The organism is Thalassotalea sp. LPB0316 (assembly GCF_014898095.1).
GTDB lineage: Bacteria > Pseudomonadota > Gammaproteobacteria > Enterobacterales > Alteromonadaceae > Thalassotalea_G.
The window spans coordinates 1,425,227-1,438,218 of record NZ_CP062946.1 but is presented as its reverse complement, the minus strand read 5'-3'; the positions used below and the strand labels follow the sequence as shown (position 1 = coordinate 1,438,218).

General features: G+C 42.8%; 10 protein-coding genes. 8 read left to right on the top strand and 2 right to left on the bottom strand.

Features of this window, described 5'->3' with window-relative positions; all coding sequences use genetic code 11:
- The first annotated feature begins 7 nt into the window (after positions 1-7).
- From LP316_RS06280 to mgtE, 6 genes are all read left to right on the top strand, one after another.
- Entirely contained in the window at positions 8-1,510 is a 1,503-nt protein-coding gene (locus LP316_RS06280) for an RNA polymerase factor sigma-54 (protein ID WP_193023461.1), read from the top strand.
- 23 nt (positions 1,511-1,533) lie between these two features.
- On the top strand, positions 1,534-1,821 hold the full coding sequence (gene hpf, locus LP316_RS06275) for a ribosome hibernation promoting factor (RefSeq protein WP_193023459.1): 288 nt from the start codon (positions 1,534-1,536) through the stop codon (positions 1,819-1,821).
- A 5-nt stretch (positions 1,822-1,826) separates the two neighbouring features.
- Complete coding sequence (gene ptsN, locus LP316_RS06270; RefSeq protein ID WP_193023457.1) at positions 1,827-2,279, top strand: PTS IIA-like nitrogen regulatory protein PtsN; 453 nt, start codon at positions 1,827-1,829, stop codon at positions 2,277-2,279.
- 6 nt (positions 2,280-2,285) lie between these two features.
- Positions 2,286-3,140, top strand: coding sequence for an RNase adapter RapZ (rapZ, locus tag LP316_RS06265; protein WP_193023455.1), 855 nt, complete (start codon positions 2,286-2,288; stop codon positions 3,138-3,140).
- A gap of 18 nt (positions 3,141-3,158) precedes the next feature.
- The gene (locus LP316_RS06260; RefSeq protein ID WP_193023453.1) at positions 3,159-3,428 is read left to right on the top strand and encodes an HPr family phosphocarrier protein; all 270 of its coding nucleotides are present in this window, start codon (positions 3,159-3,161) and stop codon (positions 3,426-3,428) included.
- A 172-nt stretch (positions 3,429-3,600) separates the two neighbouring features.
- Positions 3,601-4,959, top strand: coding sequence for a magnesium transporter (gene mgtE, locus LP316_RS06255; protein ID WP_193023451.1), 1,359 nt, complete (start codon positions 3,601-3,603; stop codon positions 4,957-4,959).
- A gap of 60 nt (positions 4,960-5,019) precedes the next feature.
- On the opposite strand, the gene pmbA is transcribed toward mgtE, so the two are convergent.
- A complete protein-coding gene (gene pmbA / locus LP316_RS06250; protein WP_193023449.1) occupies positions 5,020-6,363 on the bottom strand; it encodes a metalloprotease PmbA in 1,344 nt (447 codons plus the stop codon).
- Positions 6,364-6,505: 142 nt separating this feature from the next.
- Here pmbA and yjgA point away from each other — a divergent pair, with 142 nt between their 5' ends.
- Positions 6,506-7,015: a ribosome biogenesis factor YjgA gene (gene yjgA / locus LP316_RS06245; protein WP_193023447.1), complete on the top strand. Its 510-nt coding sequence runs from the start codon at positions 6,506-6,508 to the stop codon at positions 7,013-7,015.
- Between the two features lie 835 nt (positions 7,016-7,850).
- Positions 7,851-11,435, top strand: a complete 3,585-nt coding sequence (locus LP316_RS06240; protein ID WP_193023445.1) for a S8 family serine peptidase — start codon at positions 7,851-7,853, stop codon at positions 11,433-11,435.
- Between the two features lie 143 nt (positions 11,436-11,578).
- Here the strand turns inward: LP316_RS06240 and ffh are convergent, their stop codons facing one another.
- Positions 11,579-12,961: a signal recognition particle protein gene (ffh, locus tag LP316_RS06235; RefSeq protein WP_193023443.1), complete on the bottom strand. Its 1,383-nt coding sequence runs from the start codon at positions 12,959-12,961 to the stop codon at positions 11,579-11,581.
- Positions 12,962-12,992: the final 31 nt, after the last annotated feature.

Genomic DNA, 12,992 nt, shown 5'->3' with positions numbered 1-12,992 from the left:
AAGCTACATGCGTCCATCATTACAACTCCGTATCGGACAACAGCTAACAATGACCCCACAGTTGCAGCAAGCAATCAGGTTGCTACAACTGTCGACATTGGATTTACAACAAGAAATTCAAGAAGCACTGGAAAGCAACCCATTATTGGAAGTTGACGAAAACGCAACCCAAACCAATGAAGAAAGCCAACCAGACAAGCTTGAAGAAGCGTTTATGGGTGAAAACCAAACGGCCTCGTCAAATGAAGGCAGTGAAGATCCTCTGCCTAGTTCCGATGAAGTAAATGCCAGTGATGGGTTGGAAAAAACCGATATTCCCGAAGAGTTATCTATGGATACTACGTGGGACGATAACTATAGTGCGAGTTTATCTGGCTCTAGCGCCGGCCCGCTGTCAGAAGACTACACCTATCAAGGTGAAACGACTGAATCTATTCAAGATCACCTACGCTGGCAAATGGAGTTAACACCGTTTACCGAAACAGATAAAGCCATTGCCACCGCTATTATCGATGCTATTGACGATGCTGGCTATTTAACTGTATCTACCGAAGATATTTTAGAAAGCTTAGGCGATGACGAGGTTGAGCTCGACGAAGTTGAAGCCGTACTCAAACGCATCAATATGTTTGATCCTGTTGGCGTTGGTGCGCGCTCAATTGCCGAGTGTTTATTAATTCAACTCAATCAATTTGACAAACAAACACCTTGGCTAGCAGAAACCAAACAAATTATCTCAGACCACATTGATTTGTTAGGTAACAGAGACTATCGTCAATTAATGCGCAAAACGAAATTGAAAGAAGATCAATTACGCGAAGTGATGAGGTTAATCCAAAGTCTTGATCCGCGCCCAGGCGACAGCGTGATAAAGTCGGAAGAGCAGTACATTATTCCTGACGTATCAGTAGAGAAAAAGAACGGCCGTTGGGTCGTAGAGCTCAATCCAGACACGGCGCCAAAACTGTCGATTAACCAGCAATATGCTGCAATGTCACGGTCAATGAAGTCGTCAGAAGATAGCCAATTTATTCGCTCAAACTTGCAAGAAGCGAAATGGTTTATTAAAAGCTTGGAAAGTCGCAACGATACCTTATTAAAAGTATCGAATTGTATCGTCCAGCGCCAACAAGCGTTTTTTGAGTACGGCCCAGAGGCTATGAAACCTATGGTGCTAAACGATATTGCGGAAGCTGTTGATATGCACGAGTCAACAATATCTCGTGTGACAACACAAAAATATATGCATACACCAAGAGGTATTTTTGAGTTGAAATATTTCTTCTCAAGTCATGTAAGCACCGAAAATGGGGGCGAATGCTCATCGACCGCAATCCGAGCATTAATTAAGAAATTAGTATCTGCTGAGCTACCATCTAAGCCATTAAGCGATAGCAAAATGGCCGACTTGTTAGCTGAGCAAGGTATTAATGTTGCACGACGGACGATAGCTAAATACCGAGAGTCTTTATCTATTCCACCGTCAAATCAAAGAAAAAGTTTATTGTAAACTTAGAAAAAAGGAAAAAGCTTATGCAAATTAATCTTTCTGGTCATCATGTAGAAGTTACCGACTCAATGCGCGAATACGTCAACTCAAAGTTTGCAAAGCTAGAACGACATTTCGATCACATCAACAATGTGCACGTTGTTCTAAATGTAGAGAAATTACAGCAAATCGCGGAAGCGACGCTGCACTTAAATGGCGGTGAGATCCATGCGTCATCAGACGACAAAGATATGTATGCTGCTATCGACTCGCTCGTCGATAAGCTTGACCGTCAAGTCATTAAACACAAAGAAAAGTTGAAAAAACATTAACTAAAATGAAGTTGCAAGACATTTTAACGCTGGACTGCACAATTTGTGCAGCGCCAGCAAGCAGTAAAAAACGCCTTTTTGATACTATTTGCGATGCTGCTGCACGTAAACTCCCTGAGACAAGCCAACACGATTTACTTCAAAGTCTTACCCAGCGCGAGCAAATGGGAAGTACAGGCATTGGCAACGGTATCGCCATTCCGCACGGCCGCTTAATCAACGGCAAGCATGCGGTGGCAGTGTTAATAACCACTGAACAGCCAATCGCTTTCGATGCGATAGATAATCAACCCGTTGACATTTTTATTGCCCTTTTCGTGCCTGAAGCTAGCTGCCAAGAGCACCTTGCAACCTTACAAAACATTGCCCAACTATTTAGCGACAAGAAGGTCGTTAAAAATATTAGAAAGTGTCAAGATAACCACCAGTTATTTGAAATTATTCAAGAAGCCTCATAGGAAAATATGAAATTACTCATTGTTAGTGGCCGATCAGGGTCAGGGAAGTCGGTTGCTTTAAGAGTACTTGAAGATTTAGGTTACTATTGCGTAGACAACATTCCGCTAAACTTGTTACCCGCGTTAACCCATACCGTAATCAACGACTATGAAAATGTCGCAGTGTCACTCGATGTGAGGAACTTACCTAAAGATCCTAACGATATTATCGAGGTACTCGACTATTTGCCCAATGCTGTTGAACTCAGCGTCTTGTATTTAGATGCCGACGATTCAGACCTGATCAGACGATTTAGCGAAACCCGACGCCTTCACCCCCTAATCAAAGAAAACATGGCACTTGATCAAGCGATTGAACTTGAGAAGCAGTTACTTGAGCCAGTGATTGTGCGGGCTGATTTATATATCAACACCACACAATTAACCCCGCACCAGTTATCAGATCTGGTTAGAGAGCGGATCCTAGGTAAAAAGTCGGGAAAAATGGTCATCGTTTTTGAGTCTTTTGGTTTTAAACACGGCGTTCCTCAAGATGCCGATTATGTATTTGACGCACGATTCCTACCTAACCCTTTTTGGGATAAATCACTCAAAGGTTTAACTGGCCTTGATCAACCCGTTATAGATTTCTTAGGCTCTGAAGCACTTGTCACCAAGTTTATCTGGCAAATTAATAGTTTTTTTCAAACTTGGTTACCACACTTAGAGCGCAATAATCGAAGTTATGTCACGATTGCCATCGGCTGTACTGGTGGTAAGCATCGCAGTGTTTATATCGCAGAACAACTCGCCGCTAATTTACGTAAAGATAGAGACGATATACGTTCTCGTCATCGTGATATTTTAATCAAAAGTACCTAATTCGTTCAGGTTTATTCAATGCCATCAAAAAAGCTAACCATCGTAAATAAACTCGGGATCCACGCGCGTCCTGCGACCAAGTTAGCCAAACTATCGAGTCAATTTGATGCTAACGTTTTTGTCTGTATTGACGATAAACGCGTTGATGCAAGTTCAATTATGGGCTTAATGTTACTCGCCGGTGCCCAAGGTAAAGAGGTGATCGTAGAAAGCGAAGGAGCACAAGCTCAAGCTGCGTTAGAGGCGATCTGCCAACTTATCGAAGACAAATTTGACGAAGATGAGTAGTGAAACCGCTAGCGTTCGCCGTGATACCAATTGCATAAAATTACAATTAATATGCTGAATAACCTATAGTTATGAGCTAGACTTAGCAAAAATATAAAATACGTTTGTCACAAAGTAATGACGAGCTAATACCAATTTCATCGCCCTAGGCGATACGGCAAAAGGTGTCACAATGCCGGAAATTCTCGAACAAGAAAACAATCAATCAATTCTCCAACAAGTTAATGCCGCCATCGATAGCGGTATGTTTGTCTACGTCCGTAACTTATTTCATAGCATGTCTGCCTATGATCTTGCCTTGATATTGGAGTCATCAACGTCAAAGTCTCGTTTGGTTTTATGGCAATTAATCGATCCTGATCTCCATGGTGAGGTACTAGAAGAGCTGAGCGAAGAAGTTCGTAAAACCATATTGAAAAATATGGCCCCTGAGAAAGTCGCTGCTGTCGCCGAAGGCATGGACACCGATGATATCGCGGAAGTATTGCGTACCTTACCAGACAGTGTTTACCAGAAAGTCATCAATTCGATGGACTCACAAGATAGAGCTCGAGTTGAGCAAGCCCTATCTTATGAAGAAGACACCGCAGGCGGTATTATGAATACCGATACGATTACGGTACGTCCTGATGTAACCGTTGACGTCGTGCTGCGCTACCTTCGTCTTAAAGGGGATTTACCAGAGTCAACAGACTCATTTTATGTCGTTGATCGCAATGATAAATTTATCGGCTCAGTGTCACTTTCTACGATAGTAACCGCTAGACCGGAAATGATCATTTCGACACTTATCGATGACGACATTACCGCGGTTAAAGCCGATATGCCTGAACGAGAAGTCGCTCAGCTGTTTGAAAAGTATGACTGGTTTTCAGCACCTGTGATCGATGAAGATGGCAGGTTACTTGGCCGTATTACCATTGATGATGTTATTGACATTATTCGTGAAGATGCCGAACACTCTATGATGAGTATGGCCGGTTTAGACGATGAGGCCGATACCTTTGCGCCCGTGGTAAGAAGTACTCGCCAACGCTCAGTGTGGCTTGCCATCAACCTGATTGCTGCTCTGACGGCCGTATCAGTGAGTGCAAGGTTTGAAGGGATATTAAGTGAACTCGCTATTCTCGCTATCCTTAATACGCTGGTACCAAGCATGGGTGGTGTGGCTGGTAATCAAACGCTAACCCTGGTTGTTCGCGGTATTGCTTTAGGTCACGTGGGTGACAGTAACTGGCGTTCCCTATTAAAAAAGGAACTTGCTGTAGGTTTTTTAAATGGTTTAATTTGGTCCGCAGCCATCGCGGGTGTTGTTATGGTATGGAAACAAGATATCACTTTAGGCGGTATCATAGCTTTTGCCATGATGGTCAATCTAACAGCCGCCAATATCGCTGGTGTTATGGTGCCGTTTATATTGAATAAGCTAAAAGTCGACCCAGCGCTTGCCGGCACGGTACTGGTCACTACAATCACAGATATCGTTGGTATTTTTGCCTTCTTAGGTACGGCAACTTGGTTATTAAGTTAACATAACAGCACAAGAGCAATCATCACGATGATTGCTCTTGTATCGATTAACTAGCTTGTATTAGTTGCCTGCCACTTGCATTTCATCGATGATGATAGAGCCAGTTCTAATACTTCCCTTGAGGTCAATATCAGAGCCTACGGCGACTATCCCTTTGAACATCTGCTGAAGGTTACCAGCTATCGTAATCTCGGCAACTGGGTAGACAATTTTACCGTTTTCTACCCAAAAACCTGCAGCTCCTCGAGAGTAATCACCATTGACTACGTTTACGCCTTGGCCCATCAATTCAGTGACTAACAACCCCGTGCCAAGCTTGTTTAACATGGCTTCAAAATCGCCACCTTGGCTTGATACGAGCCAGTTGTGAATACCACCAGCATGACCGGTTGTTTCCATACCTAATTTACGCGCAGAATAGCTCGTTAATAAAAAAGTCTCTAAAGTGCCCGCTTTGATAATATCGCGATCTTGGGTAGCGACCCCTTCACTATCAAATGCGTTGCTAGCTAGCGCACCGTGAATGTGAGGACGCTCTTCAATGGTTAAGAATTCAGGGAAGATTTGTTGGCCGAGGGCATCGAGTAAAAAAGAAGATTTACGATATAAATTACCGCCACTGATCGCGGCAATAAAGTGCCCCCAAATGGTATTGGCAATATCCGCTCTAAACATAACTGGCGTTTTACACGTGCTCAGTTTTTGACTACCCAGGCGTGATAAAGTTTCGGTCGCCGCTTTTTCACCAACATATTTTGCCTTATCAAGTAAATCAAAGTTGCGATTAACGGTGTAGGCGTAATCGCGTTGCATATCTTCGCCATCACTTGCGATCATGACACAACTCAAACTATGGCGTGTACTTGGAAATCCTACGAGTTGCCCATGGCTGTTACCGTAAACCTTAAAGCCTTCAAAACTGGCAAAAGTAGCGCCATCAGAATTGGTTAAACGATCGTCATAAGCCAGTGCGTAGTTTTCACAGGCCAAGGCAAGCTCAATAGCATCATCTGTTGTTAATGCTTTAGGATGATATAAATCGAGTGATTTAGGCTGATATGCTAAGCGATCGGCATCAGCTAAGCCTGAGCAGCTATCTTCAGAGGTATATTTGGCAATATTAACGGCCGCTTCAACCGTTTTCTTTAAGGCTTGATCGGATAAGTCTGCGGTTGATGCACTGCCCTTGCAACCATTTTTATAGACGGTAATCCCCAGCGCGCCGTCGTTCGTAAACTCAACGTTCTCAACTTCACCTAAACGCGTACCAACACTCAATCCTTGTTGGCGACTCAATGCAACTTCTGCACCGTCTGTCCCTAAAGATTTTGCAAGCTCTAATACTTTAGCTACCCGCTGCTTTACTTCATCTATTTGTTGGTCAATATCTACCTTGTCGCTCATAATAACTCAAATTAAACCATCGATAGCGCATTATAATACCAATCGAGCTCAGAATAATAGTCAGCAAGGGCTATGCCTGATGGTGTTGCTTGTGTTTTGTTGTATAATCGCCCCATTCAACTTAGGCATTAGATTTAAGCATATGACCACACAGCACGATGAAGAGTTCTTCGACGAAGACTACAAAAGCAAAACTGAAATAAAGAAAGAGAAGCTTGCCTTACAAGATCTAGGCCGACGCTTAACAGCTTTACCGAAAAAACAGCGCAGTGAATTACCTGTTGACGAAGATGTTCAAGAAGCATTTCTATTGGCCGACAAAATTCAAAATAAGCACGAAGCGTTTAAACGTCATATGCAATACCTTGGTAAGTTGTTACGAGAAGCCGATCTTGATGCGATTAACGCTAAATTAGATTTTTTTGCTAATAAACACCAACAAGAGAATCTCGAGTTTTCAAAGCTAGAACAAACTCGCGACCAACTCATCATGGGTAACAACGATGATATTGAAGCGCTACTCGCCGAACACCCTAGCCTTGAACGCCAAAAACTTAGACAACTAGTACGACAAGCCGCTAAAGAGCACAAAGCGGAAAAGCCAGGCAAACAATTCAAGGCATTATTTCAATACCTGAAAGAATCGATGTAGGAAATTGCTTGATTGTTGCGGCTACTATTGGCTTTTAATACGTCAAGGGTAAGGCTGTTTTGGCGATAATCGAATAATGCAATTGTCGTTTGGTTTATCTAAACAACGTATTTGTTATCGAATTAACGTCGAAAACAGCCAGAGATATCAAGCAAAAGAGCTAAAACACGGCGAAAGCCTATATTCAAACCAGTCAAACCGATAAATTTTAGCCTGCTAAATCAATAAGTTTCCATCAAAATCTACTACTTACCTCGCTAAATCAAGTGCCGTAAAACAATGTTGACAAAATCCCAAGTTAATGATATGTAAAGATTTTCCTGAAATCTTTACATTTTTCACAACTAACAAACCTACACTTTTCTACACCCCTTAATTCATCTGACATATAGCGGTGTAATGGGCAAAAACCGCAAAACGCTATTGGCGATAAAAAAACCACCTTTTATCGATAAAATAAACACTGTTTTTTTCGCGTACTCAGGCCATGTCATTGACTTTAGTTAGGCATTAGTTAAGAGTGACTGACACCCGTAAACTTACATTGTAAGTACTCCTGGCCGAAACAATGTCAGCAGTAACGATATAACTGTTTCAGGCACGGTAGCTGAGGTGGTAACGAGTAAAAACGGTTACCAAAACCAGTGATGTTAACAAGGTGTCTACTGAGTTTTTTCGTTGGCTAATAGCTAGCAAGTAAAGATTACAGTAGCATTTGCAAGTGCAGATAATGACCTCGCCTTGCAAGCTGAGTGACTTCCGTCGTCAAAAATAATAATAAATGTGTCAAGCAGAGCATGTGAATGCTCGATTTATTAATAGGCGAGATTTTATAATGAATTTTAAATTTTCTTATATTGCAGCAATAGCTGCTGGTGCGCTATCTCTCGATGCAAGCTCTGCTTCAGATGATGCCCAAGCAACACATCAAATAAACCCTACACAAGAAAAAATTAAGCAAGTTCGCAGCCATAAAGAGCGCCGAGACTCGCTTTATTTTGTTCAGTTCAACGACAGTGCAGTTGCTGAATACCAAGGCGACATAGCTGGTTACCCAGCAACGAGTTTAGCGGTTAATAAAACCAATGCGACCGATAAAGGCATTCTTAACGTAAAATCGTCTTCGAGTATTCGCTATAAATCTTATTTAAAAAGTAAACAACAAGCGTTTGCCGTTAAAGCCCAGCAAGTGCTCGGGCGAAAATTCGCGCCGATACACGACTATCAAACGGTACTAAACGCTGTTGCTGTTGAATTAACAGAATCAGAAGCAGCGCTACTGATGAAGCAACAAGAAGTTCGCGCTGTGCGCAAAGTCGGCATGCATAACTTACACACAGCTTCTGGGCCAGAATTTATTGGCGCTAAAAGTGTTTGGACGGGTGTTGGTGAGTATTTAGGTACTAAAGGCGAAGGTGTTATCGTGGGTATTATCGATACCGGTATTAATGCAGCTCACCCTTCTTTTGCTGATGTTGGCGGCGATGGCTACAACCACACTAACCCCCTGGGTGATGGTGTTTATTTAGGCGATTGTCAAACCTATGCAAAATATTGTAACGACAAGCTTATTGGTATTGTCAGTTACCCTGAAATATTGGATAGCTACCCTAATATAGTCAACAACAGAATAGACGATATCGAAGATAAATTGAAAGTGGGCTACGATTTTAATGGTCACGGTACGCATGTTGCTTCCACCGCCGCAGGTAACATTTTAAATGATGTCAGCTATTATATGTCAGTTGAAGATGATGAAGGGGAAATCGCTGGCAAAACCGATTTCGTTCTTGAGTCAATCAGTGGTGTTGCTCCTCATGCAAATATCGTCAGTTACCAAGTATGTAATGATGATGGATGTTTTCCTGAATTAACCGTAAAAGCCATAGAACACGCGATTGAAAACGGTGTTAATGTTATTAATTACTCGGTTGGCGGATCACCCATTGACCCTTGGGAGTCTATTGACGCGATAGCCTTCTTAAACGCACGTGCTGCAGGTATTCACGTTGCCATTTCAGCGGGCAACTCTGGGCCTGAAGCATCAACAATTGGCTCTCCAGGTAATGCTCCTTGGGTAACTACAGTAGCAGCCTATACTCATGATCAATCTTTTACTGATAAAGTATTGGATGGCTTTAGTGGCGGAGAGACAACGCCGGCCCCCATTACTGGCAAGGGTGCAACATCTGCCTATACAGGAAAAGTAGTACTTGCCAGTGACTATGGCGATGCCCAATGTATGACACCGTTTGCCGAAAACACCTTTAGTGGTGAAATTGTCGTTTGTGAGCGTGGCACGATTGCTCGCGTTCGCAAAGGTTTAAATGTTCAAGCCGGTGGCGCTGGTGGTTTGATCTTGATTAACCTTGCCGATGGCTCCAGCACATTAAATGCAGACACACACTTATTACCTGCTATCCATATCAACGCTGAGGACGGCGAAACGCTCGTCGACTGGTTATCTTCAGGTAGTGACCACATGGCAACAATTCCAGCCTCAACGATTGTAAAAGATTCGAGTCTAGGCGATGTTGCAGGATCTTTTACTTCACGTGGCCCTAATACCCCGTTCGCCAACATCTTCTCTCCAGATATTGCTGGACCAGGTGTTGAGATATACGCTGCTATGGCTGAAGACTTTCCATTTACCCTAAACAAAGAGTCTGTTCCGTATGCAACGCTAAGCGGTACTTCAATGTCATCTCCTCACGTTGCCGGTGCTTTAGCGCTAATCCACTCAGTTCACCCAGATTGGACGCCTGCACAAGTTCAATCGGCAATTATGTCAACGGCACATCAATATACAGAGAAAGATGACGATTTCGATGGTGTAAGAGAGCGTTCAGATTTCTTCGATCAAGGTGCAGGCAGTATTCGTATTCACCAAGCAATTAAAGCAGGCTTATTACTCGATATAACCAAAGACGACTATATGGCAGCAGATCCCTTTAGAGGTGGAGAGCCAAGTGAGTTAAACAGTACATCTATGGTTAACGACCAATGTGTTGCAACGTGTTCGTGGACGCGCACAGTAACGGCAACGAAAGATGCGACTTGGACGTCAAGTGTTGAACTATTAAACGACGGCTTTAGCTTATCGGTATCACCACAAACATTTACCTTAAAAGCGGGTGAAAGCCAAACCCTGACGATTACTGCTGAAGCAACAAGTACCAACTCTATCGGCACATGGGGACACGGTTATATCAATTTAACGTCTGACAACAGCACTATCAGCAATAGTCATTTACAAGCACTAGTTAACTTCAAGGCTGGATTTATAGCGGATAAAGTTACTCAAGAAATAAATAACGTTAACAATCAAGTTGTCATTGAGGATGTCTTCACCTCTGGGATCACTGAAATTCAAACCACGGGTTATGGTTTATTCAAAGCGAATAACTATACAGGTAGCGCTCGAGGTGCAATTAATGACAGTGAACAAAGCGATCCTTTAGCTAATCTTGACAACCTATTTGTTATCGATACCGAAGTTGAACAAGGGACTAAACGTTTGATTGTCAAACTCACTGATACGACAGCACCTGATATGGACCTATTTATTGGTATCGATGAGAATAGAGACGGCATACCGAACAAGCTCGAGTTTAATTACTTTTTGGTCTGTGTCTCTGGTAATGTTGACTCAAATGAAGAGTGTATGATTGAAAACCCTGTTTCAGGACAATATTGGATAGCCGCGCACAACTTTGAGGGCTCGGTAGCTGGCGAACCTGATGATGTGACTTTGGAGGTAACCAAAATCAATAACTTATCAGTGTCATCATTCGATATTGAAACGCCAGAAAACATTGAGACAAATCAAGTATTTGATCTTACCTTAACGATAAATGGCTATGTGACACAGGCAGAGAACGTTAACGCACTTGAAGCTAATGAGAAATACTATGGCTTGTTAGAAATTGGCTCAGCAGCTGGCTCAACAACTGACATAGGAAGCACACTTATTGAACTTACCAGTTACGAGAATGAAGCAATCAACTTAGCACCAGAAGTCATCGGTAGCATTGCTGATGTTGACGTTCAACTCTCTAGTAGCGGCTCAGCTCAATTGAGTGTTGATATCTCAGGGGTATTCAGCGATCCAGAAAACGATAACTTGACCTACACAGTGTCGGGCATTGAAGGCCTATCAGTGACTGATGAAGTGATTTCTGGCACGTTAACGCAAGTTGGTAACTATAACGTGACGGTAACGGCAAGCGACGGCACAAACGATACAAGTGTTAGCTTTACGGTAGATGTTAGCGCAGCACCGGTACCAGAAACACCTAAGCCAGAAACGCCAGCACCAACCCCACCGTCAAGTGGTGGCGGTAGCTTAGCTTACTTTACACTTTTGTTGTTAGCTCTTGTCACACGAAGAACAGCTCGTTTTGGCAACTTAAAGCGCTAGCATAGTTAAAGCTAAACGTTTTTTGATTAGCCCTGTACCTTAATAGGTACGGGGCTTTTTTATTACTTCTAGCACAATGCTAAAATGCAGACACAAAAAAGCCAGTGTAAAACACTGGCTTTCATTAAAGTTGCTTAATTAGGTTAACGGCCAAACATGCCGCCACCGCCACCCATACCTGGTGGCATCATACCTTTCATACCGCGCATCATCTTCTGTAGACCGCCCTTACCAGACATTTTTTTCATCATTTTCTGCATTTGAGTAAATTGCTTTAACAGCTTATTTACGTCTTGGATTTGCGTACCTGAACCAGCAGCAATGCGGCGTTTGCGCGAGCCTTTGATTATTTCTGGACGAGCGCGCTCAGCTGGTGTCATCGAATTAATAATAGCTTCCATACGAATGGTTACCTTATCATCCATTTGACCTTTGACTTGATCGGATAAATTGCCCATACCCGGCAGTTTATCCATCAGGCCCATCATGCCACCCATACTTTTCATTTGGACAAGTTGTTCGCGAAAATCTTCTAAATCAAAACCTTTACCCGACTTAACTTTCTTAGCCAGCTTTTGTGCTTTTTCTTTATCAACCTTCTGCTCAACTTCTTCGATAAGCGATAACACATCGCCCATCCCCAAAATACGTGAGGCAATACGATCTGGATGAAATGGCTCTAACGCTTCGATTTTTTCACCGACACCCATAAATTTAATGGGCTTTCCGGTAATGTGGCGAATCGATAACGCAGCACCACCACGAGCATCACCATCGGTTTTAGTTAAAATAACACCCGTTAATGGCAGTGCATCGTTGAATGCTTTGGCGGTATTTGCCGCATCTTGACCTGTCATTGCATCGACAGTGAATAAGGTTTCAACTGGCGTAATGGCCGCGTGTAATTGCTTTATTTCATCCATCATGTCTTCGTCGACGTGCAAACGACCAGCGGTATCGACAATCAGTACATCAAAGAACCCCTTTTTAGCATGCGCAATAGCGTTATTGGCAATATCAATGGGCTTTTGTTCAATAGTACTTGGAAAAAACTCAACGCCAACTTCACCCGCCAATGTTTCCAACTGTTTGATGGCGGCTGGGCGGTATACGTCGGCACTGATCACTAAGACTTTTTTCTTTTCTCTTTCTTTTAGGAACTTAGCCAGTTTTGCGACAGAGGTTGTTTTACCCGCCCCCTGTAAACCTGCCATTAAGATTACCGCCGGTGGTGTTGCTTTTAAATTGAGTGACTCATTTTGCTCACCCATCGCCGCTTCGAGTTCACTTTGAACAATTTTGACGAATACTTGGCCCGGCGTTAAGCTTTTTGAGACATCTTGGCCAATCGCTCGCTCTTTAACCTTCTTAATAAATTCGCGAACAACCGGCAAAGCAACGTCGGCTTCAAGTAAAGCCATACGCACTTCACGTAGGGTATCTTTAATATTGTCTTCGGTGAGTCGACCACGACCACTGATATTTTTTAACGTTTTGGTTAAACGATCGGAAAGATTCTCAAACATGAATATCTCAATGTACTGGTAATTATCGATA

What these genes read in the sequence shown, in the direction of transcription:
- LP316_RS06280 (WP_193023461.1), top strand. Translation starts at nt 8, where the DNA reads ATGCGTCCATCATTACAACTCCGTATCGGACAACAGCTAACAATGACC.
- LP316_RS06260 (WP_193023453.1), top strand. Translation starts at nt 3,159, where the DNA reads ATGCCATCAAAAAAGCTAACCATCGTAAATAAACTCGGGATCCACGCG.
- hpf (WP_193023459.1), top strand. Translation starts at nt 1,534, where the DNA reads ATGCAAATTAATCTTTCTGGTCATCATGTAGAAGTTACCGACTCAATG.
- yjgA (WP_193023447.1), top strand. Translation starts at nt 6,506, where the DNA reads ATGACCACACAGCACGATGAAGAGTTCTTCGACGAAGACTACAAAAGC.
- rapZ (WP_193023455.1), top strand. Translation starts at nt 2,286, where the DNA reads ATGAAATTACTCATTGTTAGTGGCCGATCAGGGTCAGGGAAGTCGGTT.
- ptsN (WP_193023457.1), top strand. Translation starts at nt 1,827, where the DNA reads ATGAAGTTGCAAGACATTTTAACGCTGGACTGCACAATTTGTGCAGCG.
- mgtE (WP_193023451.1), top strand. Translation starts at nt 3,601, where the DNA reads ATGCCGGAAATTCTCGAACAAGAAAACAATCAATCAATTCTCCAACAA.
- pmbA (WP_193023449.1), bottom strand. Translation starts at nt 6,363, where the DNA reads ATGAGCGACAAGGTAGATATTGACCAACAAATAGATGAAGTAAAGCAG.
- LP316_RS06240 (WP_193023445.1), top strand. Translation starts at nt 7,851, where the DNA reads ATGAATTTTAAATTTTCTTATATTGCAGCAATAGCTGCTGGTGCGCTA.
- ffh (WP_193023443.1), bottom strand. Translation starts at nt 12,961, where the DNA reads ATGTTTGAGAATCTTTCCGATCGTTTAACCAAAACGTTAAAAAATATC.